This is a genomic window from Nocardiopsis trehalosi NBRC 14201 (assembly GCF_001552555.1).
GTDB lineage: Bacteria > Actinomycetota > Actinomycetes > Streptosporangiales > Streptosporangiaceae > Nocardiopsis_B > Nocardiopsis_B trehalosi.
Genome location: NZ_BCRK01000082.1, coordinates 1 through 25,204, shown reverse-complemented (window position 1 = coordinate 25,204; position 25,204 = coordinate 1). Strand labels below are relative to the sequence as shown.

The following is a 25,204-nucleotide window of genomic DNA, read 5'->3' as shown; positions in this document are numbered from 1 at the left end:
CCCCCCGCCCCGCCGCCGGGCCACGTGCCCGGCGGCGCTCTTTGCGTCCGGGGCGTCCTCGGCTAGGTTCGATGACCGTGCACGCTCCCGTCCGCGGGCCTCTCCGGGCCGTCCGCACCGCGTTCCTCGCCGGTGCGTGCGCCGGGCTCTCCTGGAGCGGGCACTCCCTGTGGGCCGATACGCCCTCCTCCCCCGCCGCCGTCGCGGCGGCCGCCGCGCTCCTCGCGCCCCTGCTCCACCGGTTCACCCGCCGCCGCCGGACCTTCGGCGAGATCTTCGCCGTCCTCGCCGCCGCGCAGGCGCTGCTGCATCTCGTCCTGCTCGCCTCGGCGCCCGACGCGGCGGCCGTGCCGCCCGGCCACGCCGGGCACGGCGCGCTGCTCGGGCTCTACCCGGGGATGCTGGCCGGACACCTGTGGGCCGCCCTGCTCTCCGCCGCCCTGCTCGCCCGCGGCGAGTCCGCCCTCTGGGCGCTGCTGGAGCTGCTGGCCACCGCGCTCCCCCGGCCGCTGGGCCGCCCGCGCCCCGCCGCGCCGGCCGCGCCCCGGCCCCGCTCCCCCGAACCCCCGCTGCTCCGCCCCGGCCAGGGCGGCCCGCGCCGCGACCGGTCGCGCGCCCCGCCCGACGTCCCGCCGCACCCCGCCATCGCCGCGCCCGCCGGCGCGGCGCCCCAACGGACGTCCACGGCCGGAAAGGTCACCACCATGACGCACACCACCGCCGCGCGCCGCGGCACCCTGCTCCTGGCCGCGCTCGCGGCCGCGGTCCCGCTCGCCCTCGCCCCGGCGCCCGCGGCGCTCGCCCACAACACGCTGCTCAGCTCCTCGCCCGAGGACGGGGCCGAACTCGACACCCTCCCCGAGGAGGTCGTGCTCACGTTCAACGCCGAGGTCGGCGACGGCACCAACACCATCGTCGTGACCGGCCCCGACGGCACCACCTACGAGGACGGGGAGGTCGAGCGCGACGGCGCCGAGGCGTCCGTTCCGCTGCGCCCCCTGGAGGAGGCCGGCGAGTACACGCTCGCCTACCGGATCATCTCCGCCGACGGCCACCCGCTGGAGGACCAGCTCACGTTCACGGTGGCGGAGGAGGCCCTGCCCGAGCCGTCGACCCCGGCCGAGGAGCCGTCCGCCGCGCCCGCCGGCTCCGACGCGGACCCGGCGGAGTCGCCGTCGGCCGCCGAGAACGGCGGCACCGCCGACCCGATGTCGGCGCTCGGCCCGGTCGCGGGCGTGGTCGGGGCCATCGCGGTGATCGCCCTCGTGGTGATCCTGCTGGTCCGGATGCGCAACCGCCCCGGTGACGGCCGGGACTGACCCGACGCGGGGGCGGGGCCCGGGGCCGGTGCGGTCCCGGGCCCCGCTGCGTACGGGCCGGGACGCCACGGCGCCGCCGCGCGGCCGTCCGGGGGCGTCCGAAGCGCGCCGCAGCGCCCGCCGCGCCCCTCTCCCGGGCGCGGGGGCGGTGTCAGATGCGGCGGGCGAGCAGGATGCTGATGTTGTCGCGCCCGGACGCCTCCATGGCGGCCTGCCACAGGGCGTGCACGGCGGCCTCGTCGCTGCCGGCCTCGGCGATGATGCGCTCCATGTCCTCCAGCGCGACCAGGTCGGACAGGCCGTCGCTGCACATCAGCCAGGTGCCGGGGTCGGGCTCGTGGTCGCGGCCCACGTGCGGCACCATCGCGGTGGCGCCGCTGCCGCCGAGCGACTGGGTGATGAAGTTGGTGGTGACCGGCTTGCCGTCCTCGGAGGGCGGCAGCGGCGGGGAGTCGTCCTGCGAGAGCTGGCGCAACCGGGTGCCTTCGAGGCGGTAGGTGCGGGAGTCGCCCACGTTGAACCAGAAGTTGCCGTCGGCGTTCAGCAGCATCCCGGCGACCGTGGTTCCCATGCCGGAGAACTCGGCGTGCTGGGTGGCGTGGTCCTTGATCTCCTCGTCGATGTTCTTCAGCAGCACGTCGACGTCGTCGGGCGAGGCCAGCCGGGGGCTCATCTCGGCCATGCGGTGCACGGCGTGCTCGGAGGCGATCTCACCGGCGGCGTGGCCGCCCAGGCCGTCGGCGACGGCGAGGATGACGGGCTCGCTCACCGGGAGCACGCAGCGGACCGGCAACGTCATGTTGGCGCTGGCTATGGTCAGCGCCCCCATGACCACGGCGTCCTCATTGGCCGGGCGGACCGCTCCCCGGTGCGTGAGGGCTGTGACCGTGACTTCCCCACCAGCGAGTCCCATACGCCCTAACCTCCTGTTTCATCGGCAGATCCTGCCGAACGGTCCCAAGCGGCGCCACCGGCCGGACGGTGGCCGGGGCGCGGTGATCAAGCAACCGTATCGGGGGCCCGCTGATCGTGGTCAAAATCCGCGTACATCATGGCGGAAAACGCCCCGATACGCAGTTCCCGAGTGGCCGCTCCCTCAAAGGTACGGTTCCGTCCCCGCCGGGGCGAGCGGTGCGCGGCGGGTTCACCCCCCGGCGGCGAGGACCTCGGCCACGGGCAGGACCTCCCCGGTCCCGTGGCGCCCTTCCCCGGCGGCCAGCGCGACGTAGGCCGCCGCCACGTCGGCGGGGTCGTCGCGGGGGTCGGACACCAGGCAGTTCACCCGCACGCCGCGGTCGCGCAGCGCGTCGGCCAGCGACCGGGTCAGGCTCATCACCCCGCCGGTCCCCGCCGCCAGCCCCACGTGCTCCCCCGATCCGGCCCGGCCCGCGCCGGAGCCCGGCAGCACCACCGAAGCGCCGTCGGCCAGGTGCGTGCGCGCGGCCCGCACGAACCACAGCGCCGTGTAGAGGGTCGCGCGCAGCAGCTCCTCCAGCCGCCGGGTGGTGAGCTCGCGCAGCCCGTCGGCGTCGGGCGGCGCCGACCCGCACAGCGCGAGGACGTCGATCGCGCCGAACTCCAGGGCGGTGTGGGCGACCACCTCCCGGCACTCCGCCTCACTGGTGGGGTCGCAGTCGACCGCCAGGGTCGCGCCCCCGGCCTCGGCGAGCAGCCGGGCGGTGTCGGCGAGCGGGCCGTCGCCCAGCGGCGGCGCCAGCGGCCGGGCCCCCGGCGGCGCGTCCGGATCGCCGCTGCGCCCGGCGACGGCGACCGCAGCCCCCTCGCGGGCGAGGGCCACCGCCACCGCGCGGCCCCCGCCCGGGGCGTCGCCCATGTCCCCCACCACCAGCGCGCGCCGGCCCCGCAGCCGCCCCCGCCCCGCGTATCCCGGCACCGGGTCGCGCACGCGCGGCGCGCCCCCGTCGTCTCCACCCGGCGGCCACCGGTCCGGCCCCACGTTCATCCACGTCCTCCGTCCGCGCGCCGCCGGTCGGCTCGTCCCGGCCCAGCGTGCCCGGAGCGTCACCGGACAAACCCGGGCCGTGCCGCCGCGGCGCCGCCACCGGCGTCCGCCCACGTCGACGGCTGTTGTGGGAAGTGGGGACGTCTGGCACAATGGAGCCCGTCGGGTGTCTAAGACGCAGACACACCACATCCCTTGCGCGCTCGCGTGCCGAGGTCTCCTCGGCGGTTCCGCGGGCGCTTTCGTGTTTTCCCGCAACGGTGATTGGTGTGATTCCCATGCGTCTGCCCCTCCTTTCCTTCTCTCCGCCGGACCGGCCCCTGCCGGTCCGGCCCGGGAGCCCCTCCGGTCCGCCCCCCGTCGCCGCCGCCGCGGCGTACTCGCGCGGACCCCTCCCGATTCACGTGCCGGGTCGCCGTCGTGCCCTGAGGAGTGCCATATGAAGATCGCCCTGATTGCCGAGCACGCCACCCCGCTCCCCGCCCACAAGGGGGAGCCCACCTGCGGTGACAGCGTCCACGTCGCCGCCCTCGCCCGCCACCTGGCCAAGCAGGGCCACCGCGTCACCGTCTACGCGCGCCGCGCCGCCGCCGACGCCCCCGAGCGCGCCCGCATGGGCCGCGGGGTCATGGTCGAGCACCTCGCCGCGGGCCCCGAGCGCCCCCTCACCGAGGACGAGGCCGCCGACCACACCGGCGCCTTCGCCACCGCGCTGGCCGACCGGCTCACCGCCGACGCGCCCGAGGTGCTGCACTCCATCGGCTGGACCAGCGGCCTGGCCGCCCTGTCCGCCGCCCGCCAGTGCGAGGAGCACACCGGCACCCTGCCGATCGTGCAGACCTTCCACTCGCTCAACGTCGCCGAGCAGCGCGCCGGCCGACCCGAGCGCACCGACCGCGCCCGCCTGGAGGCCGCGATCGCCCGCCGCGTCGACGCGGTCGTGGTGAACTCCGCCGACCAGCGCTTCGAGCTGGCCCGCATGGGCGTGCCGCGCGGCAACGTCAGCGTGGTGCCGTTCGGCGTCGAGACCGACCAGTTCGCCCCCGAGGGCGGCACCGCGGCCGGCCCCTGGCACGGCCGCCGCGACGACCGCACCCGCATCATCACCATCGCCCCGCTGTCCGACGGCGGCGTCGAGACGCTGATCGAGGCCATGGTGCGGCTGCCCGAGGCGGAGCTGGCGGTCATCGCCGGCCCGGCGCCGGTCGAGCCCGCGCTCGACGACAACGCCCGCCGCCTGGAGCTGCTCGCCAAGGAGGCCGGGGTCGACGACCGCGTCACCATCACCGGCCCGGTCGAGCGCAAGGACCTGCCGCGGCTGCTGCGCTCCGCCGACCTCTACGTCTCGGCCGCCGGCTACGACCCCTACGGCGGCGGCGTGCTGGAGGCCATGGCGTGCGGGCTGCCCGTCGTCGCCCGCGCCGTCGGCGGCGTCACCGGCGCCGTCCTGCACGGCACCACCGGCACCCTGCTGCGCTGGGCCCGCCCCGAGACCCTGGCCCGCGCCGTGCGCTCCCTCCTCGGCGAGGCCACCATGCGCACCGCCTACGGCATCGCCGGCGCCGACCGCGCCGCGTCGCGGTTCTGCTGGCAGCGCGTCGCCCAGGAGACCGCCCTCGTCTACGAGCGGATGCTCCCGGGAGAGGGCGCGATGCCGACCGCGGTCGGGGATGATGCACACTAGTCGGCGTGCCGGTGGAGCCCGCCGTGCAGGACCGAACGCTGTCGCCCCAGGCCGGGAGGGTCGCCCGGGATGATGCCATGACGCCACGCGCCGACGCCGAGGGGGACGCCGGCTTCGAGCACCACGCGGTGCTCGTGGGCGCCCCCGACGAACTGCGCCGAACGGTGCTGCCCCGGTTGCGGGCGGACGCCGCGGCCGGCGGGCACGTGGTGGTGGCGGTCGCGGACCCCATGGCCGCCGAACTCCGCGGTGGACTGGCGGGCGCCGATGGCGACATCCGCTTCACCGACCCCGGCGAGCTGTACGAGGCGCCCGGCCGCACGCTGGCCGCGCTGCGTCGGCTGGCCCGCTCCGGCGAACCCGCGCGCACCACACTCCTCGGCCAGCCCCCGCTGCCGGTCGACGACCCCGTCGGCCTGCGCGAATGGCAGCGGCTCGACTCCGTCCTGACCACCGCGCTCGCCGGCACCGGCATGCGCCTGCTGTGCCTGCACGACGCGCCCCGCCTGCCCGGCCCGGTGCTCGACGCCGCCCGGCACACGCACCCGCTGCTCACGACCGCCGAGGGCCCGATCGCCAACCGCGACCACGTCGACCCCGAGGCGTTCAGCGCCGCCGACGTCGGCCGCCCGCTGCCGCCGCCCACCGGCCCGCGGCACACCGCCGACATCCGCGCCGACCTGCCCGCGCTGCGCGAGGAGATCACCCGCCTCGCCGCGGCGGCCGGACTCACCGGCGACCGCGCCGGCGACCTCGTGGTCGCCGCCAACGAACTCGCCGCCAACGTGCTGGAGCACGGAGCGGGCAAGGGCGGGGTCACCGTGTGGCGCCGCGACGGCTGGGTGGTGTGCGACGTGTTCGACGAGCGCGGCGGCCTCACCGACCCGCTGAGCGGCTACCTGGCCGCCGACCCCCAGGGCCCGCGCGGCTATGGGTTGTGGATCACCCGGCAGGTGGCCGACTACATGCAGGTCAGCGGGGGGCCCGACGGTTCGCTGGTGCGCCTGCACTTCCGCGCCGAGACCGGCTGACCGGCCCGCCGGCGGACCCGCCGGACGGGGTCGGGCGGGCGACGGGTCAGGCCGACACCGACGTGATGGCGTTGCGGGTGTCGTCCTCGATCGTGATGACCTGGTCGATCCCGGCGATGACGAACAGCCGGTACACCGTGCGCTGCGGCGACGACACCACCAGGGCGATACCGCGGTCGCGCGCCTGCCGGTAGCAGGCCACGAGCACCCCGATGCAGCGGGAGTCGCAGAAGGTGACCCCCGAGAAGTCGATCACGACCCCGCGGCAGGGCTCCTCGGCGCCCAGGACCCCTTCGAGGGCCGCGGCGAGGTCGGGCGACGTGACGGCATCCAACTCCCCCGTCGGGGTGACCACCACGACGTCGCCTTCGGCATGAATCGAGATCTGGGATGCCACACTCACACTCCTCGGCGGCCAAGGGAGACCGCGGGCACCGGCGGCAGCCGCCTCCGGGTCGTGTTCACACGGACTGCGAACTCCACTCGGCCAACCCTAGCGCCATTGCCGGAGGCGAGACAGGCTCCGCCCCCCACGACACCACACCGATACGGGGCGTCCACCCGCCCGACGGTTCTCATCGGCGGGGCGCCGCGCGCGGCGGGCGGCCGGTGCTCTCGTCGTGCTCGGCGACCAGGCTGCGGGCGACGTCGGCCACCTTCATGCGGTTGCGCTGCGCGACCCGGCGCAGCTCGTCGAACGCCGCGGCGGAATCGCAGCCCCGGGCGTGCATGATGATGCCCTTGGCCTGGTCGATCACCGCGCGGACGTCCATGGCGCGGCGCATGTGTGCGGCCTCACGCGCGGCGTCGGTCACCCGGCCCGCGCTCTGCAGCGCGGTGGCGGCGTGCTCGGCGAGCAGCGCCACGAGCGGTGTGACGGACGCCTCGTCCAGGCCGTCGGCGCGGCCGGAGTGGACGCCGAACGTGACGACGTCGCCGGCCGCCTCGCAGGGGTAGGTGATCGAGGAACGGTCCCCGCACTGCACCGCCATGCTGGTGTAGCCGGGCCAGCGGTCCTCGCGCAGCACGTCCCCCACCCGCACCGGTCGCATCTCGCGGACGGCCTCGACGGCGGGCCCCTGGTCGGACGTGTACTGGTGCTCGAAGGCGGCGGCGAGGTCGGAGTGCGAGGCCCCGTAGTCGACCACGACGTGCCGGCCGGCGACGTCGTCACCCGGTCCGACGTCGCGCCAGAGCACCACCAGCGCCGCCGAGCACCCCGGGACACCGCGGGCGGCGGCCACGCTCATCTGGTTCAGCGCCCGCTCGGGCGAACTGCCCTGGGCCTGGCCGAGCGCGCCGATCTCGCGCGCCAGGCGTTCGATCCACATCGGCGCTCCTTCGTCCCGTGGTGCCGCGTCCGGACGGCGCGCGGCGGCCTGACTCAACGGTAACCACCGGACGGAACACCTGGGACATGCGTTAGCTTCGGTGGGGGGCGCGGGACCGCGGGCCCGCCGCGGCAGCCCCCGCCGTCCAGCCGAGTCGGGAGTCAAGCGTGCCGGAGAACCTCGCCGAACTGCAGCGTGCGATCACCGAGCTGGGTGAGCGCGCGGCGGCGTTGCGCGCCACCCACGCCATGTACCCCGACGACGCCGCCGGCACCGCCGAGGCGGCGCTGGCCGAGCTGGGGTTCGCCGAGCAGCTGCTGGGCGACTGCGGCGCCCGCCTCGCCGCCGACCACGACGCCGAGGCGCCGCGCCGGGCCCCCGCCGACGACGAGCGCACCGTGCTGCGGGCGGTGTTCACCCAGCTCAGCGTGCCCGTGGTGCTGCTCGACCACGAGGGCTACATCCGCCGGATCAACGCCATCGGCGCGGACCGGCTGGGCAGCACCAGCGGGTACCTCACCGGCAAGCCGTTCCACACCTTCATCGACCTGCGCCGCCGGGCCGCCATGCGGTCGTGGCTGGCCGCGGTGGCGCGCGGCGGCGAACCCGCGTCGTTCGAGTCGCGCCTGGCCCGCCGCGGGTGGGCCGAGGACGTGCACCTGACCCTGACCCGGCTGGAGATCCCCACCGAGGCCGAGCCGCAGGTGCTCGTGGTGATGTCGCCGCCGCTGGCCGTGTCCGCCGAAGGGCCCGCCCCGCTGGAGCCCGAGGTCGAGGACCAGGTGGTGGTGCTGGCCGCACGCCGGCTCGACGTGCTGGCCCGGATGACCCGGCTGCTGCTGCGCAGCGCGGGCCCGGGGGGCGCCGGCGAGGCGCTGGCGCTCGACAAGGCGGCGGCGCTGCTCGCCGACTCCTACGCCGACTGGGTGGTCGTGGACGTCTGCGACCGGCCCGACCGGATCGAGGACACCCGGCGCGAGGTCGTCTCCGGCCCGGCGGGCGACCCGCTGCGGGCGGAGCTGGCCGCGCTCGACCCCGCCGCGTCGCCGATCGCGCGCGAGGTCATCGCCAACGCGAAGTCGGTACTGCACCAGCAGATCGACGACGAGGGTGTGCTGGGCAGCGCCGCCAGCGGGGCCCCCGTGCTGAGCGCGCTCGGCGCCGGGTCGCTGCTGTGCGTGCCGCTGACGGGCACCCGCGGGGTGCGGGGCGCGCTGACGCTGATCCGCCGGAGCAACCGGGGCGCGTTCCGGCTGGCCGACCTGGGCCTGATCGAGGAGATCGGCGAGCACATCGGCCTGGCCCTGGCGCCCCCACCCACCGAGTAACCCCGGCCCCCCGTTGGCCCCTCGTTGGTCCTGACGTTGTCGGGGCATGGGAGCGATCCCATAGCTCGTTAACGTCAAAAGCAACACCGCGGGCGCGGGTGCGGTGGTTCTGGGCATGATGAGGCGTTCCCCGGACATTGCGGGGGAGGCCATCGCGCTTGGGGGAACCCCTGATTCCAGTCAACCCCATGGGACGGGATGGCCGCCATGGGAACCCCTCGCCTGTGGACGGCCGGCCCTCCCGGGCTCACCCGTAGGGCGGGCCGTAGGGGTCGGGGCGCTCGCCGAACGGGGGGCCGTAGGGGTCGTCGCGGCGGCCCAGCGGCGGCCGGCCGGCGTCGGCCGGCGGGAACGGGTGGGCGGGCGGGGGCGGCGCCGGGGGCCACGGCGCGCCGCCACCGAGCGGCAGCCCCGCGCCCGGGGGCGGCGCGTCCGCTCCCGGCTGGCCGTAGGCCCCGGGCCCGCCCGGTCCGGGCGGGCCGGGCGGGCCGTAAAGGCCGGGCGGAGCGGTCGGCGCGGGCGGGCCGTGGGCAGGGGGACCGGCGGCAGCGGCGGAGCGGTCGGCGCGGCGGGCGAGCACCGCCTGGACGGCGTCGTTGCCGAGGACGGCGGCGAGCACGGCCAGGGTGGTCCAGAACCCGAACCTGGTGCCGACCTCGGCCTCGCCCGCCAGCCACTGGGCGTCGGCGGTGATGCGTTCGCGCAGCGCGGCGAGCATGGTGATCTCGTTGGCGGTGATGGCGAGGGCGGCCGCGCCGGTGGCGGCCAGGCCGGCGACCGCGCGCCCCAGGGCGCTGGGCAGCACCGTGCCCAGGACGAGCGCCACCAGCATCGCCAGCACGCCGCCGAGCATGAGCGGCCGCACGCCCACCCGCTCCTCCGCGCCGGCGTCGGCGAACTCCCGGGCGAGGCTCGGCTGGTCGGTGGAGGCGCCGAGCAGGCCGGTGCCGGTGACCGACGGCTGCCCGTTGACGGCCATGTCCCAGCCGCTGACCCGGACCTCCATGGCGCCCATGCCGCCCTCGCAGGAGACCCCGATGAACGGCAGGAACAGGCAGAGCAGCGCGAACGCGAGGCCTGATGGGCTGATGAGCCGCCGGGGCCACGAGGTGTCGGTCGCGGTACGCATACCGCCCTTTCTACTACGCCGCCCCGGGCGGAACGCCGAAGGCGGACACCGTCCGGTGTCCGCCTTCGGTCGGGTGCGCGGCTAGCGCCGGCGCAGCACGGTGATGAGGATGCCGAGGACCACGGCGGCGGCGACGAGCATCAGGCCGCCGGCCACGGCGACGAAGATCATCATGCCCTGCATGCCGTTCTCGGACTCGGCGGTCTGGCCGGGGGCGCCGTCCTCGGTCTCGGCCGGGGCGGACGACGGGCTCTCCTCGACGGCGGGCTCGCCGGTGACGGTCACCGTGGCCAGGGCGTCGGTGGCGGCGTCGGGGCTGCACACGGTCGTGGACGGCAGGGACGATTCGGTCGTGTCGATCGACCCGACCTCCTGGTCGATCTCGATCGTGATGTCCCCCGGCGAGAGGGTGATCTCGCCCGGCATGGTCGGCGTGAAGGAGCCGGCCAGCGCGGTCTCGTCCCAGGTCTCGGCGTCGTCGGAGCCGAACGAGCCCTCGGCCTCGACCGACGCGCTGACGACGGGCTGCGGGGCGGCCTCGCCGCCGAGCTGCGTCTCGACGGTCAGCGTGCCGGAGGTGATGTCGCCGCCCTCGACGTAGCTGAAGTACTGGTAGTCGGTGGGCTCGATGCTGAAGTCCACGGCCGTGCCGACCTCGGCCTCGGTGGGCGCGGTGAGGATGAACTCGATGTCGACACCCTGGGTGTCGGCGGTGTCCTGGTCGTCGCAGGTGTAGGGGAACGCCTGGGTGCCGGAGTCGGTGGTGCTCGCGGATGCCGCGGCGGCACCGAAGGGGGACGCGAACGCCAGGGCGGCGGCTGCGGCGCCGACGGCGGTGCGGGACGACGAACGGAGCACGGTGTCTTCTCCAAGGAGTCCGGGATAGGGGTGGGCCTGCCGCTCGTCACCGGGGCTCCGGGGGGACGGGACGCGTGCGGGCCCGGCGGAGGGGAGGGGCGACCGAGCCGATACCGGGGCAAGGTACCACAGGGGTCAACGGCCGAAACGTGACGAAAGGTCCGGCTCAAGGATTGTAGCGATCGCCGCGAAACGGGACGGTCTCCGGTGCGCTACATCTGCGTATAGCCGCCGCCGGCGCCCGCCGGCCGGGCGCGCGGCCCGGCCGGTGCGGGGCTCACCGGGGTCCGCTGATCGCCTCGACCAGGGTGGTGAGCCGGGCCATCGAACGGTCGAGGTCGCGCACGGCCTCGACGGTGCGGCTGTCGGTGTCGCGGTTCTCGGTGACGATCAGCCCGCGCAGCAGCTCCAGGTTGGCGTTGACCTCGGAGACCCGGCGCGCCAGCCGCGCCGCGACCGGACCGCCGGTGCCGCCGGAGTCGGCCGCCAGCTCGCGCTGGAGGGTGCGCGACTGCTCCCGCAGCTGCTGCTTGGTGTGGTACAGCTCCACGAAGACCTCGACCTTGGACCGCAGCACCCACGGGTCGAACGGCTTGGTGAGGTAGTCGATGGCCCGCGACGCGTAGCCGCGGAACACCTGGTGGCGGTCGACGCCCGCGCCGGTCAGGAAGATGATCGGCACGTCCTTGGTCTTCTCGCGCTGCTTGATGTGCGCGGCGGTCTCGAAGCCGTCCATGCCCGGCATGACCACGTCGAGCAGGATGACCGCGAACTCCTCCTCCAGCAGCGCCTTGAGGGCGGCCTCGCCGGAGTTGGCCCGGACCAGGTTCTGGTCCAGGGAGGTCAGGATGGCCTCCAGGGCCGTGAGGTTCTCAACGCGGTCGTCCACGAGGAGGATGTTGGCCTTCTGCGGCACGCTACTGCTCCTGCTCATTGTCCGTACGGTCGTCGGCCGTACCCCGATCCAACCACGTCCGGATCACGTCCAGGAGGTGATCGAGGTCGACGGGCTTGGTGACGTAGTCGGAGGCGCCGGCCTCCAGGCTGCGCTCGCGGTCGCCCTGCATGGCCTTCGCCGTGAGCGAGATGATCGGCAGGTCCGCGAACTGCGGCATCTCGCGGATGGCGCGGGTGGTGGCGTTGCCGTCCAGCTCGGGCATCATGATGTCCATCAGGACCAGCTCGACGTCCTCGTTGGCCTCCAGCTTCTCGATGCCGGACTTGCCGTTGTCGGCGTAGAGCACCCGCAGGCCGTGCGCCTCCAGCGCGCTGGTCAGCGCGAAGACGTTGCGGATGTCGTCGTCCACGATGAGCACCTGGCGGCCGGCCAGCACCGCGTCGCGGGCCGGGTCGTCGCGCACCTCGTCGGCGGCCTCGCCGCCCCGCTCCGCGGTGTCCTCGGCCGGGCGCAGCACCGGCACCGGCTCGGGCTCGGCCGGCGGCGCGGGCGGGCGCGGGGCGTCGACCAGGTCGGCGGGGGTGTCGGGGATCTCCACCTCGACGTCGGTCAGCGGCTCGATCTCGGCGCGCGGACCCGAGGTCAGCACGACGGCGGAGTCGGCGGCCTCGTCCAGCCGCTCGGCGGTGCCCTCGGGCAGCCGCACCGGCAGCAGCAGGGTGAACGTGCTGCCTTCGCCGACGACGCTGTTCACCCGGATCTCGCCGCCCAGCAGCCGGGCGAAGTTCCGGCTGATCGACAGGCCCAGGCCGGTGCCGCCGAACCGGCGGCTGGTCCCGCCGTCGCCCTGGTGGAAGGCCTCGAAGATCACCTGGAGCTTGTCGTCGGGGATGCCGATACCGGTGTCGGCCACCGAGAACGCGATGACCTCCTCGTTCTCGCCGAAGGTGTCGAGGTCGGCGTCGTCCAGCGCCCACGCGGGCTCGATGAGCAGCCGGACCTCGCCCGACCCGGTGAACTTGACCGCGTTGGACAGCAGGTTGCGCAGGATCTGCTGGAGGCGCTGCTCGTCGGTCCACAGGTAGTTCGGGATGTCGGGCGACACCTCGACGGCGAACGCCAGGCCGCGCTCGGCGGTCATCGGGCGGAACGACGCCTCGACGTAGTCGACGAGCTGGCTGATGGACACGTCCGACGGCTGCACCTCGGCCCGCCCCGCCTCGACCTTGGCGAGGTCGAGGATCTCGTCGATGAGCTGGAGCAGGTCGTTGCCCGCCTTGTGGATGGTCTGCGCGAACTCCACCTGCTTGGGCGTGAGGTTCTGCTCGCTGTTGTCGGCGAGCAGCCGGGCCAGGATCAGCAGGCTGTTCAGCGGGGTGCGCAGCTCGTGCGACATGTTCGCCAGGAACTCGGACTTGTACTTGGACGACACCTGGAGCTGGTGCGCCCGGTCCTCCAGCGACCGCCGGGCCCGTTCGATCTGCCGGTTCTGCAGCTCGATGGCGCGGTTCTGGCTGGCGAGCTGGCCCGCCTTGCTGTGCAGTTCGGCGTTCTTGCGCCGCAGCTCCTCCTGCTGGCGCTGCAGCTCGTTGGACCGCTCCTGGAGCGCGTTGGTGAGCTGGCGCGACTGCAGCAGCAGGTACTCGGTCTTGGAGTTGGCCAGGATGGTGTTGATCGTGGTGCCGATCAGCGACATCAGCTGGCGCAGGAAGTCCAGGTGGACCTCGCGGAACCGCTGGAACGAGCCGAGTTCCACCACGCCCAGCGCCCGGCCCTCGGAGATGATCGGCAGGATCGCCAGCGTCAGCGGCGGCGCCTCGCCCAGCCCGGACTCGACCTTGACGTAGTCGGCCGGGACGTTGTGGATGATCATCTCCTTCTTCTGCGCGATGACCTCGCCGGCCAGGCCGCGGCCGGCCCGGATCCGGCGCCCGGACTCGCCCGGCTGGTAGCCGAACCCGGCGTAGAGGCGGAAGGACTCCTCGTCGTCCTTCTCCTCCGGCAGGTAGCAGGCGCCGTGCTGGGCCTCGACCAGCGGCACGACCTCGTTGACGATCAGCCGGGCCAGCTCGCTGAGGTCGCGGTGGCCCTGGATGCGGGCGGAGATGCGGGCGAGGTGCGACTTCAGCCAGTCCTCGTCGCGCTGCGCGGCGGTGGTCTCGCGCAGGTTGCTCACCATCAGGTTGATGTTGTCCTTGAGCTTCAGCATCTCGCCGCGGGCGTCGACCTCGATGCTCTGGGTGAGGTCGCCCCGGGTGACGGCGCTGGCGACCTCGCCGATGGCGCGCACCTGGGTGGTGAGGTTGCCGGCCAGCTCGTTCACGCTGTCGGTGAGCTGCTTCCAGGTGCCCGAGACCCCGGCGACCTTCGCCTGGCCGCCGAGCTGCCCCTCGCTGCCGACCTCGTGTGCGACCCGGGTGACCTCCGTCGCGAAGGCCGACAGCTGGTCGACCATCGTGTTGACGGTGTCCTTCAGCTCCAGGATCTCGCCCTGCGCGTCGACGGTGATCTTCTTGCTCAGGTCGCCGTTGGCGACCGCCGACGTCACCTGCGAGATGTTGCGCACCTGGGTGGTGAGGTTGTGCGACATCGAGTTGACGTTCTCGGTGAGGTCCTTCCAGATGCCGGAGACGCCCTTGACGTCGGCGCGCCCGCCCAGCTGGCCCTCGGTGCCCACCTCGCGTGCCATGCGGGTGACCTCGTCGGCGAAGGCGGACAGCTGGTCCACCATCACGTTGATGGTGTCCTTGAGTTCGAGGATCTCGCCCTTGGCGTTGACGGTGACCTTCTTGGTGAGGTCGCCGCGGGCCACCGCGCGCGTGACGATGGAGATCTGCCGCACCTGGTGGGTGAGGTTGTTCGCCATGGAGTTGACGTTGTCGGTCAGGTCCTTCCAGACCCCCGAGACGCCGCGCACGTGCGCCTGCCCGCCGAGGGTGCCCTCGGTGCCGACCTCGCGCGCCATGCGGGTCACCTCGTCGGCGAAGGACTCCAGCTGGTCGACCATCGTGTTGACGGTGTCCTTGAGCTGGAGCATCTCGCCCTGCGCGTCGACCGTGATCTTCTTGCCGAGGTCGCCGCGGGCGACGGCGGTGGTGACCTGCGAGATGTTGCGGACCTGGTAGGTCAGGCTGTTGGCCATCGAGTTGACGTTGTCGGTGAGGTCCTTCCAGATGCCCGACACGCCCTTGACGTTCGCGCGCCCGCCCAGCTTGCCCTCGGTGCCCACCTCGCGCGCCACCCGGGTGACCTCGTCGGCGAACGAGTCGAGCTGGTCGACCATCGTGTTCACCGTGTCCTTGAGCTGCAGCATCTCGCCTTGGACGTCGACGGTGACCTTGCGGCTCAGGTCGCCGCGCGCCACCGCGGTGGTCACCTGGGAGATGTCGCGCACCTGGTTGGTGAGGTTGTCGGCCATGGAGTTGACGTTGTTCGTCAGGTCCTTCCAGATGCCCGACACGCCCTTGACGTTGGCGCGGCCGCCCAGCTTGCCCTCGGTGCCGACCTCGCGGGCGACGCGCGTGACCTCGTCGGCGAACGTGGACAGCTGGTCCACCATGGTGTTCACGGTGTCCTTCAGCTGGAGCATCTCGCCTTGGACGTCGACCGTGACCTTGCGGCTGAGGTCGCCCTGGGCGACCGCCGAGGTGACCGTGGAGATGTCGCGGACCTGCGCGGTGAGCCGCGACGCCATCTGGTTGACCGACTCGGTGACGTCGCGCCAGGCGCCCGAGACGCCCTCGACCTGCGCGCTGCCGCCCAGCTTGCCCTCGGTGCCGACCTCGCGGGCGACCCGGGTGACCTCGTTGGTGAAGCCGTGCATCTGGTCGGCCATCTGGTTGACCGAGGTGGCCAGGCGGAGGAGGTCGCCGTGCAGCGGCCCGTGTCTGCTGGTGAGGTCGGCGCGCTGGGAGAGGTCGCCGCCGGCGACGGAGTCGAGGATCTGCGCGACCTCGGTGACGGGCTCGCTGACCTCGTCGAGGAGCTGGTTCAGAGAGCGCACGGCCTCGCCCCAGGCGCCGCGCGCCGGGCTGACGGAGATGCGCTCGTTGAGGCGGCCCTCGCGGTTGACGACGCCGCCCACCCGCTGGAGTTCGCTGCTCAGCTGCTCGCAGTGGTCCAGCACCGCGTTGAACACGGTGGCGAGCTCGGCGGCCTTGCCGTCGCCGCGGGTGTTCAACCGCACACTGAAGTCGCCGTCGCGCATGGTGTAGAGCGCGACCAGGAGCTCGTCCACCTGTGTATCGGTGTCAGGTGCTCGGGTGGCGTCGGGCATCGTCCCCCTCCTCTGCTGCTCGTCGCCGGCGGCCCGGTGGGGGCCGGGCTCCGCCGGGAGCGGGATCGCCCCACCCGGCGGTGTCTGCGCCGTGCCCCCAACGCTACGGTCCGGTACGCGCGGCAGGCCAGCCCGCGCCGGAGCAGGGGGCGCGTCCCTCACGTTATGCGGCCGGGCTGCTCACCGCACTGCCGTTCTGACATCATGAACTTCGTTGCTGTTCGCGCCGCTCCCGCACACGCGGCCGGGCCGGCACCGCCGGGACCGGGAGAAGAAGGAACGACAGGGTGGGGGTGATGGGGCTGCGACCGCGCTGCAACCCGCTCCGCCCGACCGACGCCGAGAGAAACCGTACGGCTTCACGATGCCACATGACGAGATGAAGGTCGCCCGACGGCAGTTCTCCCCCGCTCCCGAGACCGCGGGGGACGCACGGTTGTTCGTCCGCGAGACCCTGCGCGACTGGGGCGTCGAGCACGCGACCGACGACATCATCCTGCTGGTCAGCGAGCTGGTGACGAACGCCGTCATCCACGCCGAGAGCGTGCTGGAGCTGACCGTGCGCCGGCTGCCCGACGCGGTCGAGGTGGTGGTCGCCGACCGGGTGCCCGACCGCGCCGTGCCGCAGGCCGGCCCGCTGGCCGTCGACACCTCCCCCTCCAAGGAGAACACCCGCACCGGCGGGCTGGGCCTGGCGCTGGCCGCCGCCATCGCCACGAGCTGGGGTGTCAGCTACAGCAAGGAGGACAAGGCGGTCTGGTTCCGCATCCAGGACGAGACCGCCGAGGGCGAGGGCGAACTCGCCCCGCCGCTGCCGGTGCGCCCCGCGCGCCGGCGGCCCGCCCGGCCGGCGCCGTGGGCGGCGCTGGACGCGGCGCTGACGGCCCGGCTGGCGCTGCCCGACCTGCTGGACCGCACCGTCGAGTACGCCCGGTCGGCGCTGGGCGGCGACGCCGCCTACATCGCCCTGGCCACCACCGACGAGACCGAGTGGGAGGTCCGCGCGGCCACCGGGCTGACGACGGGCACGTGGCGCAAGTTCCGCAGCCGCACCGAGGAGACGTTCCCGTCGGTGGCGCCCGCGCCGGGCGCCGTCATCAACGACGACCTGATGATCGCGCGGGCGCACCGCGGCCGGCTGTCGCAGGCGGGCATGCGGTCGCTGGTGACCGCCCCGCTGATCGTGGACGGCCGGATCACCGGGCTGATCGGGGTGGCGTCGCGGCGCATCCGGCACTTCGGCGACACCGCGGCCCGCCGCCTCCAGGAGGGCGCGGACCGCATCGCGCTGCCGATGGAGCGCGCCCGCCTGGCCGAGGTGGAGCTGGCGCGGCGGGCCAGCCTGAGCTTCCTCGCCGAGGCCAGCGACCTGCTGACCGGCACGCTCGACGAGCAGATGACCGCGGCGCTGGCGGCGCAGCTCATCACCTCGCGGCTGGGGAGCTGGTGTGCCGTGCACACCACCAGCGAACTCGGGGTGTCGCGGCTGATGCACACGATGCACTCCAACGAGAACTACAACGACGTGCTGCGGACGCTGCTCACGGAGCTGCCGCCGCCCGAGCAGCGCGAGCCCCGCCCGCTGTGGTCGGCCGAGATCCTGACGGCGGCCGGGCTGGGCGACGAACTCACCCTGGAGCTGGCCGAGAGCCCGGGCATCAGCGTGCCGCTGGTGGCGCACGGGCAGACGCTGGGCCGGATGACGCTCGGCAAGGACGCCGGCGAGGACTTCACCCGCGAGGACGTCGACGTGGTCGACGACCTCGCCCGCCGGGTCTCCTCGGCCATGGAGAACGCCCGCCTGTACGCGGGGCAGACCTCCATGAGCGAGGCGCTGCAGCGGAGCCTGCTGCCCGCCAAGGAGAAGGAGCCGGCCATCCCCGGCGTCGACCACGCCGTGTTCTACCGGCCCGCCGACGAGCGCACGGTGGTGGGCGGCGACTTCTACGACCTCTTCGCCACCGACGGCCGGTGGTGCTTCGCGATCGGCGACGTGTGCGGCACCGGCCCCGAGGCCGCCGCGGTCACGGGCCTGGCCCGGCACACCCTGCGGGCGCTGGCCCGCGAGGGGTTCTCGCCGGAGCACATCATGCGCCGGCTCAACCTGGCGATCCTGGAGGAGAACACCAGCACCCGGTTCCTCACCATGCTCTACGGCGAGATGACGCCGATGGGGCCGGGCGGCGGCATGCGCATCCGCCTGGTGTCGGCGGGCCACCCGCTGCCGCTGAAGCTCAACCAGAAGGGCGAGGTCGTCCCGCTGGCCACGTCGCAGCCGCTGCTCGGCGCGTTCGAGGACGTCGACTTCTTCACCGAGACGATCGAGGTCGCCTCGGGCGACGTGCTCCTCGCGGTGACCGACGGCGTCACCGAGCGCCGCAACGGCGACGCGATGCTGGGCGACGACGGCCTGACCAAGGTCTTCTCCCACTGCTCCGGCCTCACCGCCCAGGCCGTCATCGTCCGCCTCGACCGCGACCTGGAGGAGTTCGCCCCGGGCGGCCACACCGACGACACCGCCATGCTCGTCCTCCGCTTCCTCTGACACGCCCGGCCCCTGGCGCCTAGTCTGGAGGCGGTGTCATCGGGTTGCTGGAGGCTGACATGGACCAACCGACGACGGTACGGCTAACCGCACGGATCTGGCCTGAAGAAGGCGGGTTCGTGATCCAGTGCGTCGAGAACGGGGTTACCACCGAGGGCGACACCTACGCAGAGGCGCTGCACAACATCCAAGAGGCCGTCGAGCTGTACTACGAGGACGAGGCCATCGACTTCGCCCTCATCCACCCCGAGGCCGCCGTCCTCCCCTTCGACATCAAGGTCAGCGCGTGAGCCCACGCGCCCGTCGGCTGTCCAGCAAGGAGATCATCAAACTACTCGAAGCCGAAGGGTTCGAGCACGTATCCACCCGTGGCGACCACTACAAACTCCGCCGCGATGGACGCTCCATCGTCGTACCGCTGGGCCGCGATCCGCTGCGCTTCGGCACGCAGAAGGCCATCCTCGACGCGGCGGGCATCGACGTCTCCGATCTCTGAGCCAGGCGGTGTGATCGGGGGTCAGAGCCAGCCCATCTCCTCGGCGGTGCGGATGGCGGACATGCGGTTGTCGGCGCCGGTCTTGGTGATGGCGTTGGACAGGTAGTTGCGGACCGTGCCGTCGGTGAGGTGGAGGCTGCGGGCGATCGCGCCGACGGCGAGGCCGCGGGCGGCGCCGCGCAGGACCTCGGCCTCGCGGGCCGTGAGCGGGTTCTCTCCCGAGGTCATGGCCGCGGCGGCGAGTTCGGTGTCGATGTAGCGGCCGCCGCCGTGGACCCGGCGGATGGCGCCCGCGAGCTGGTCGACCGGGGCGTCCTTGGCGAGGAACCCGCGGGCGCCGGCCGCCAGGGCGCGGCGCAGGTAGCCGGGGCGGCCGAAGCTCGTGAGGATCAGCACGCCGCAGCGGGGGGCGGCGTCACGCAGCAGGGCGGCGGCCTCCAGCCCGGTGGCGCCGGGCATCTCGATGTCGAGCACCGCGATGTCGGCGTCGGCGGCGGCCACCGCGGCCACCACCTCGTCGCCGCGCCCGACCTCGGCGGCGACCTCCAGGTCGTCCTCCAGGCCGAGCAGGGCGGCGATGGCGCCGCGCACCAGCTGCTCGTCGTCGGCCAGCACGATCCGGATCACACGGTCACGTCCTTCCGTCCGCCGGACGGCGGTAGGGGTTCGGGGGCGGCCGGTGCGGCCGGGTACGGCAGCACGGCCCGCAGCAGGAAGCCGCCCCCGCCGGTGGCGGCGGCCGACAGCGAGCCGCCCGCCGCCGCCACGCGCTCGGCGAGCCCGTTGAGGCCGTTGCCGTAGCGGGGCGCGGTGCCGTCGGCGGCCGGCGGCGCCCCGTCGTTGAACACCTCCAGCACGACCGCGCGCTCGCCCGCGCGCAGCGCGATCTCGAACGACCGGGCGGTGCTGTGCCGCAGGACGTTGGTGCCGCCCTCGCGGACCACCCACGCGGCCAGGGTGCGCAGTTCGGCGGGGAGGGCGGCGGTGTCGGGCAGGTCGGCGGAGCACCGCACGCCGGCCGCCTGGAGCACCGCGCGCACACCGGCGACCTCGGCCTCCAGGTCGATCTCGCGGTAGCCGGTGACCGCCGCCCGCACCTCGCGCAGGGCCTCGCGGGCGACCCGCTGGACCTCGCCCATCTCGCGGGCGGCGCGGCCGGGGTCGCGTTCGGCGAGGCGCGCGGCCAGCTCGCTCTTGACCGCGATGCCGGACAGGCTGTGGCCGAGCAGGTCGTGCATGTCGCGGGCGAAGCGCAGCCGCTCCTCGCTGACGGCGAGCCGGGCGCGGGCGTCGCGGGCGCCGTGCGCGGTGGAGGCGATGTCCCACAGCAGCAGGGTGGCGTAGTTGCCGGCGAGGACGATGAGGGTCCACACGATCGGGAACGCCCAGGCCAGCGCCAGCAGCGCGAAGTCGGGTTCGGCGAGCACGGCGATGCGCAGCCAGGACGCGCCGATCAGGACGGCGGCGACGGACGCCATGCGCCACCGCGTGCCGACGAGCGCCGTCACCGACCACCACGAGCCCGCGACCAGCATGGTCCAGGTGTAGACGTCCAGGCAGACGACGACCGCCGCGAGCAGGGCGAACGACGCCCAGAAGACGCGGTCGGGGTCGCGGAGCGGGTGCGCGCCCAGCCGGTGCCGGACGATCATCATGACGAGCCAGGCCAGCGGCAGCGCGAGCAGGATGCCGAGGACGTTGCGCCACAGCGGGACGGAGCCGTCGAGCTGGAGGGAGTTGACGGCGCCGATCACGGCGAAGAACGGGATCTGCAGCACCATGAACGCGAAGGTCCCGGTGACCAGGCGCCGCGCGGTGGTGAGCCGGCGGTCCTCGCGCCCGCCGCCGGCGCGGTCGAGCCGGGGGGTGTCGGCGGTGTCCGGCATCACGCCTCCTTGCTGCCGTCGGTCAGCCAGCTTAGCCGTGGCCAGGGGTGGTGCGCCGTTCCGCCCGCGCGGGTGCGGGCGGGACGGCGCGGGCCCGGCCCGGCGGGGTCGGCGCGCCCGCGTCCCCGCCGGGGGTCAGGCGGCGCCGCGCGGGTCCCACCGGAACAGGCGCAGCAGCAGGACGGCGGCGACGGTCCACGCGGCCAGCACCGCCAGGGCGGGCAGGGCGGCGGTCCACAGCTCGGCGCCCGACGCGGCCCCGGCGGTCTCCAGGCCGCCGAACAGGTCGCGGCCCCAGTAGCCGGAGCGGATGAGCGCCACCGCGGGGGCGGTGGGCAGCAGCGAGCAGGCGGCGGCCAGCGGGTCGGGCATCAGCTCCACCGGGTAGGCGGTGCCGCTCGCGCCGATCAGCGCCAGGAACGGGACCATGCTCATCATCTGGGCGCTCTCGGCGTTGCGGGCGAGCCGGGTGAGCGCCACCCCCAGCAGGCTGAGGACCACGGTGACCAGGACGGTGCCGAGCGCCACCATCAGCGGGTCGGCGGGCGCCGCCCCGTAGTACAGGGTGACGATGCCGCAGACGGCGGCGGTGATGAGCGCCACCACGGCGAGCACCGACAGGGTGGTGGCGCCGAACAGGGCCGCGGGCGCCACCCCGGACACCCGGAACCGCTTGAGGATCAGCGCCTCGCGGCGGGCGGCGTAGATGTTGGGGACGTGCATGGTGCCCAGGACCAGGGCCGCGGTGAGCGGCACCGAGGTTATGAAGTAGGCGCCGACGTCGACGCCCGGCAGGATGTCGTCGCCGTCCATGAAGAAGCCGAACGCGGCGAACGCGAGCGGGAACACGGAGAAGAACAGGGCGACCCGGTAGCGGTGGAACAGGGTGAGTTCGGTGCGGGTGAGCCGCAGGGTCTGGCGGACGGTGCCGACGGGCGTGCGCGCCGCGGCGCCCGCGCGAGCCGGCGGTCCGGCGGTCGGCGGTGCGGTGGTCATGGCGGTCCTCGGGGGTTCTTGGGGGTGGCGGTCCGGCCGGTCAGCCGGAGATGAGGTCGGCGGCGCCGTCGGCCACGCCGAGGAAGACGTCCTCCAGGGAGGCCGCGCGCAGCTCCAGTCGGCCGAGGACGGTGCCCCGGGCGCGCGCCCAGTCGAGGAGTTCGGCGAGGGCGCGGTGCGCCCGCGCGTCGGGGTCGTCGCCGCGGACGGTGTAGCCGACCCAGGCGCCGCCGTCGCGGGGCTCCACCTCGGGGGCGGCGCCGCCGATCGCGGGCAGGTCGTCGGCGCGCACGTCGGCGGGCAGCCGGAAGCCGACGCGGTCGCCGCGGTCGACCACGACCTCGCGCAGGGTGCCGGCGACGCGGATCTCGCCGCGGTGCATGATGGCGAGCCGGTCGGCGAGCCGTTCGGCCTCGTCCAGGTAGTGGGTGGTGAGCAGGACTGCGGCGCCGTCCGCGACGATGCCGGCGATGAGCCGCCAGGTCTCCCGGCGCGCCTCGGGGTCCATGCCGGTGGTGGGCTCGTCCAGCAGCAGCACGTCCGGGCGCGACAGCACGGCCAGGCCGAGGTCGAGGCGGCGGCGCTGCCCGCCGGAGAGGGTGCCGACGGCGGCGCCGGCCTTGGCGGTGAGGCCGGTCAGCTCCAGGACGTCGCCGCGCGGCATCGGGTCGGCGGCGAGGTCGCGGGCGAGGTCGACGGTCTCGGCGACGGTGAGTTCGGGGAACACCCCGCTCTGCTGGAGGACGGCGTCGACGCGTTCGCGCAGTTCGGGCGGGTGGCCGTAGGGGTCGGTGCCGAGGACGCGGACCCGTCCGGCGGCGGGGCGGCGGAAGCCCTCGATCGTCTCGATGGTCGTGGTCTTGCCGGCGCCGTTGGTCCCGAGGAGGGCGAACAGCTCGCCGGGGGCGACGTCGAAGGAGATACCGCGGACCGCCTCGAGGTCGCCGTGGCGCTGCCGGAGGCCGCGGACGCTGATGGCGGTGCCGGGGTCCGGCGGCCCGTCGTGGTCTACCGTGCTCATGCCCCCAGCCTGGCCGGGCGGCGGCGGAGGGGGTAGTCGCCGCTGTCACCGGCCGGGGGTGAGCTTCGCCGGGTGGCGGGATGACAGATGTCATCCGCCCCGGTCCGGCCGCGCGGCGGCGCCGGGGGTGCCATGATCGGGGTGTGCGACACGGGCGGATCCACTGGTACACGTCGGCCGAACTGTCCCCGGAGCAGCGGGCCGTCTACGACGGCGTGCTCGCGAAGTACGGGCCCCACCCGCCGTTCCCGCTGACCGGGCCCGACGGCCGGCTGCACGGCCCGTTCAACGCGATGCTGGCGGCGCCGGGGGTCGGGGCGGCGCTGCAGCGGCTCAGCGCGGCGGTGGGGTCGGGCACGTCGCTGTCGGACCGGGTGCGCGAGATCGTGGTGCTGGCGGTGGCGGCGGCGCGGGCCAGCTCCTTCGAGTGGGCGGCGCACCGGCGGGTCGCCGCGGCGGCCGGGCTGACCGCCGACGAGATCGCGGCCCTGGGCGGACACGCCACCCCCGACTCGTTCGGGGCCGAGGACCGGGCGGCGCTCGACTTCGCGCGGGCGCTGCTGCGCGACCGCGACGCCTCCGACGCCTGCCACGCGGCGGCCGAGGCCGCGTTCGGCGAGGCCGGCGTGGTGGAGCTGATCACCCTGGTGGGCTACTACGACCTGGTGGCGACCCTGCTGCGGACGCTGCGGGTGCCGGTGCCCGAGATGTGAGCCGGCCGCGCCGGGGCGGGCGCGGCCCGGCCCCGGCGCGGCCGGCGCGCTACTCGCCCTTCCAGACGGGGTCGCGCTTCTCGGCGAACGCGGCCGCGCCCTCCATGGCGTCGTGGCTGACGAACACCGGGGAGATGAGCGCGTCCTGGCGCTCCCACATCTCGGCGGTGGACCAGTCGGCCGACTCGGTGACGACCCGCTTGGACACCGCGACGGCCATGGGCGCGTTGGCGGCGATGCGGGCGGCGAGTTCGCGGGCGCCGTCGAGCGCCCCGCCCTCGGCGGTGACCCGGTTGACCAGCCCGAGTTCGGCCATGCGCCGGGCGTCCACGAAGTCGCCGGTGAGGGCGAGCTCCATGGCGATGTTGCGGGGGATGCGGGCGGGCAGCCGGAGCAGCCCGCCGCCGCCGGCGACCAGGCCGCGCTTGGCCTCGGGGATGCCGAACCGGGCGGTCTCGGCGGCGACCACGAGGTCGCAGCCGAGGACGGCCTCGAACCCGCCCGCGAGGGCGTAGCCCTCGACGGCGGCGATCAGCGGCTTGGCGGGCGGGCGCTGGGCGAACCCGGCGAAGCCGCGCCCCTCCACGACCGGCACCTCGCCCCGCATGAACGCCTTGAGGTCCATGCCGGAGCAGAAGGTGCCGCCGGCCCCGGTGAGCACGGCGACGGTGACGTCGGAGCGGGCGTCGACGTCGTCCAGCGCGTCGGCGATGCCCCGGGCCACGGCGGCGTCGACCGCGTTCCTGGCCTTGGGGCGGTTGATGGTGATGACGGCGACGCCGTCCTCTGCGGTGTAGAGCACCTCGTCGGACATGGGTCCCCGCTCTCTACTTGGGCTGCATGCGGAGGCCGCCGTCGATGCGGACGACCTCGGCGTTGATGTAGCTGATCTCCAGCAGGGAGCGGACCAGCCGGGCGAACTCGGCGGCGGTGCCCAGCCGCTTGGGGAAGGGCACGGGGGCGGCGAGCCGCTCCTTGAACGCCTCGGACTCCGGGCCCTGCCCGTAGATGGGGGTGTCGAGGATGCCGGGGGCGACGGTGTTGACGCGGACGCCGATGGCGGCGAGGTCGCGGGCGGCGGGGACGGTCATGCCGATGATGCCGCCCTTGGACGACGAGTAGGCGATCTGCCCGATCTGCCCCTCGATGCCGGCGAGGGAGGCGGTGTTGACGATGGCGCCGCGCTCGCCGTCGTCGTTGACCGGCTCGGTCTCCGCCATGGCGGCGGCGGCGAGCCGCACCACGTTGAAGGTGCCGATGAGGTTGACGTCGATGACCTTCCGGTAGCTCGCGAGGTCGTGCGGCCGCCCCTCGCGGTCGACGGTGCGGGTGGCCCAGCCGATGCCGGCGCAGGACACGGCGACGCGCAGCGGGCGGCCGGTGCCGACGGCGGCCTCGACGGCGGCCGCGACCTGCTCCTCGTCGCTGACGTCGGTGGCCGCGAAGACGCCGCCGACCTCCTTGGCGAGGGCCTCGCCGCGTTCGGCGTTGAGGTCGGCGATGACGACGGTCGCCCCGGCGGCGGCCAGTTCCCGGACGGTGGCCTCACCGAGTCCGCTTGCGCCGCCGGACACGAGGGCGGCAACTCCATTCAGCTCCATGGGCGGCACTCTACCGATTCGGCGCCCCCCAGACTAGAACGTGGTTCGGTGAATCCGGGGCGGCCGTGTCGCCCCTGGCCACCGGCCGTCCCGGCGGGGCGGCGGGGCCGCGCGTCACCGCGCGTCCCC

General features: G+C 74.4%; 22 protein-coding genes. 8 read left to right on the top strand and 14 right to left on the bottom strand.

Features of this window, described 5'->3' with window-relative positions:
- Positions 1–71: 71 nt before the first annotated feature.
- Positions 72–1,319, top strand: coding sequence for a copper resistance CopC family protein (locus tag NT8_RS31290; protein WP_084468984.1), 1,248 nt, complete (start codon positions 72–74; stop codon positions 1,317–1,319).
- 151 nt (positions 1,320–1,470) lie between these two features.
- Here NT8_RS31290 and NT8_RS15750 read toward each other — a convergent pair whose 3' ends face one another.
- Together NT8_RS15750 and NT8_RS15745 are read right to left on the bottom strand one after the other, a co-directional pair.
- Positions 1,471–2,232, bottom strand: a complete 762-nt coding sequence (locus NT8_RS15750) for a PP2C family protein-serine/threonine phosphatase (protein WP_067969940.1) — start codon at positions 2,230–2,232, stop codon at positions 1,471–1,473.
- Positions 2,233–2,463: 231 nt separating this feature from the next.
- Complete coding sequence (locus NT8_RS15745; RefSeq protein ID WP_217999206.1) at positions 2,464–3,153, bottom strand: SDR family oxidoreductase; 690 nt, start codon at positions 3,151–3,153, stop codon at positions 2,464–2,466.
- Between the two features lie 568 nt (positions 3,154–3,721).
- Here NT8_RS15745 and NT8_RS15740 point away from each other — a divergent pair.
- Complete coding sequence (locus NT8_RS15740) at positions 3,722–4,966, top strand: glycosyltransferase (protein WP_067969935.1); 1,245 nt, start codon at positions 3,722–3,724, stop codon at positions 4,964–4,966.
- Positions 4,967–5,043: 77 nt separating this feature from the next.
- Entirely contained in the window at positions 5,044–5,997 is a 954-nt protein-coding gene (locus tag NT8_RS15735; RefSeq protein WP_067969932.1) for an anti-sigma factor RsbA family regulatory protein, read from the top strand.
- A 46-nt stretch (positions 5,998–6,043) separates the two neighbouring features.
- Here the strand turns inward: NT8_RS15735 and NT8_RS15730 are convergent, their stop codons facing one another.
- Both NT8_RS15730 and NT8_RS15725 read right to left on the bottom strand, forming a co-directional pair.
- Positions 6,044–6,394, bottom strand: coding sequence for an STAS domain-containing protein (locus tag NT8_RS15730; RefSeq protein ID WP_067969929.1), 351 nt, complete (start codon positions 6,392–6,394; stop codon positions 6,044–6,046).
- Between the two features lie 178 nt (positions 6,395–6,572).
- Entirely contained in the window at positions 6,573–7,328 is a 756-nt protein-coding gene (locus NT8_RS15725; protein ID WP_067969926.1) for a GAF and ANTAR domain-containing protein, read from the bottom strand.
- A 167-nt stretch (positions 7,329–7,495) separates the two neighbouring features.
- Between NT8_RS15725 and NT8_RS15720 the strand changes: the two genes are divergently transcribed.
- A complete protein-coding gene (locus tag NT8_RS15720) occupies positions 7,496–8,656 on the top strand; it encodes a GAF domain-containing protein (RefSeq protein ID WP_067969923.1) in 1,161 nt (386 codons plus the stop codon).
- 247 nt (positions 8,657–8,903) lie between these two features.
- Here the strand turns inward: NT8_RS15720 and NT8_RS15715 are convergent, their stop codons facing one another.
- The 4 genes from NT8_RS15715 to NT8_RS15700 form a co-directional block, all read right to left on the bottom strand.
- The gene (locus NT8_RS15715; RefSeq protein ID WP_067969920.1) at positions 8,904–9,785 is read right to left on the bottom strand and encodes a hypothetical protein; all 882 of its coding nucleotides are present in this window, start codon (positions 9,783–9,785) and stop codon (positions 8,904–8,906) included.
- Between the two features lie 81 nt (positions 9,786–9,866).
- Positions 9,867–10,643 (bottom strand): hypothetical protein, encoded by a 777-nt coding sequence (locus NT8_RS15710; RefSeq protein WP_067969915.1) that lies wholly within the window; start codon positions 10,641–10,643, stop codon positions 9,867–9,869.
- A gap of 277 nt (positions 10,644–10,920) precedes the next feature.
- Positions 10,921–11,559, bottom strand: a complete 639-nt coding sequence (locus tag NT8_RS15705) for a response regulator (protein ID WP_067969912.1) — start codon at positions 11,557–11,559, stop codon at positions 10,921–10,923.
- Position 11,560: 1 nt separating this feature from the next.
- Positions 11,561–15,817 (bottom strand): HAMP domain-containing protein, encoded by a 4,257-nt coding sequence (locus NT8_RS15700; protein WP_067969908.1) that lies wholly within the window; start codon positions 15,815–15,817, stop codon positions 11,561–11,563.
- Positions 15,818–16,196: 379 nt separating this feature from the next.
- On the opposite strand from NT8_RS15700, the gene NT8_RS15695 reads away from it, so the two are divergent.
- From NT8_RS15695 to NT8_RS15690, 3 genes are read left to right on the top strand one after another with little or no spacing between them, the layout of a single operon-like run.
- The gene (locus tag NT8_RS15695) at positions 16,197–18,362 is read left to right on the top strand and encodes a SpoIIE family protein phosphatase (RefSeq protein WP_067969905.1); all 2,166 of its coding nucleotides are present in this window, start codon (positions 16,197–16,199) and stop codon (positions 18,360–18,362) included.
- Positions 18,363–18,421: 59 nt separating this feature from the next.
- On the top strand, positions 18,422–18,652 hold the full coding sequence (locus NT8_RS29370; protein WP_157515845.1) for a type II toxin-antitoxin system HicB family antitoxin: 231 nt from the start codon (positions 18,422–18,424) through the stop codon (positions 18,650–18,652).
- The gene (locus tag NT8_RS15690; protein ID WP_217999202.1) at positions 18,649–18,858 is read left to right on the top strand and encodes a type II toxin-antitoxin system HicA family toxin; all 210 of its coding nucleotides are present in this window, start codon (positions 18,649–18,651) and stop codon (positions 18,856–18,858) included. Before NT8_RS29370 ends, NT8_RS15690 begins: the two co-directional genes overlap by 4 nt.
- A 21-nt stretch (positions 18,859–18,879) precedes the next feature.
- Here NT8_RS15690 and NT8_RS15685 read toward each other — a convergent pair whose 3' ends face one another.
- The 4 genes from NT8_RS15685 to NT8_RS15670 all read right to left on the bottom strand — a co-directional run bounded on the left by NT8_RS15685 (position 18,880) and on the right by NT8_RS15670 (position 22,761).
- On the bottom strand, positions 18,880–19,485 hold the full coding sequence (locus tag NT8_RS15685; protein ID WP_067969902.1) for a response regulator transcription factor: 606 nt from the start codon (positions 19,483–19,485) through the stop codon (positions 18,880–18,882).
- On the bottom strand, positions 19,482–20,744 hold the full coding sequence (locus NT8_RS15680) for a sensor histidine kinase (protein ID WP_067969899.1): 1,263 nt from the start codon (positions 20,742–20,744) through the stop codon (positions 19,482–19,484). The genes NT8_RS15685 and NT8_RS15680 overlap by 4 nt, the downstream gene beginning before the upstream one ends.
- 135 nt (positions 20,745–20,879) lie before the next feature.
- A complete protein-coding gene (locus tag NT8_RS15675) occupies positions 20,880–21,740 on the bottom strand; it encodes an ABC transporter permease (RefSeq protein WP_067969896.1) in 861 nt (286 codons plus the stop codon).
- Between the two features lie 40 nt (positions 21,741–21,780).
- Positions 21,781–22,761, bottom strand: coding sequence for an ABC transporter ATP-binding protein (locus NT8_RS15670; RefSeq protein ID WP_067969893.1), 981 nt, complete (start codon positions 22,759–22,761; stop codon positions 21,781–21,783).
- 143 nt (positions 22,762–22,904) lie between these two features.
- On the opposite strand from NT8_RS15670, the gene NT8_RS15665 reads away from it, so the two are divergent.
- Positions 22,905–23,474 (top strand): carboxymuconolactone decarboxylase family protein, encoded by a 570-nt coding sequence (locus NT8_RS15665; RefSeq protein ID WP_169805222.1) that lies wholly within the window; start codon positions 22,905–22,907, stop codon positions 23,472–23,474.
- A gap of 49 nt (positions 23,475–23,523) precedes the next feature.
- Here NT8_RS15665 and NT8_RS15660 read toward each other — a convergent pair whose 3' ends face one another.
- Positions 23,524–24,288: a crotonase/enoyl-CoA hydratase family protein gene (locus NT8_RS15660; protein ID WP_067969890.1), complete on the bottom strand. Its 765-nt coding sequence runs from the start codon at positions 24,286–24,288 to the stop codon at positions 23,524–23,526.
- A gap of 13 nt (positions 24,289–24,301) precedes the next feature.
- Positions 24,302–25,075 carry an SDR family NAD(P)-dependent oxidoreductase gene (locus NT8_RS15655; protein ID WP_067969887.1) on the bottom strand — a complete coding sequence of 258 codons (774 nt, stop codon included), beginning with the start codon at positions 25,073–25,075 and terminating at the stop codon, positions 24,302–24,304.
- Positions 25,076–25,204: the final 129 nt, after the last annotated feature.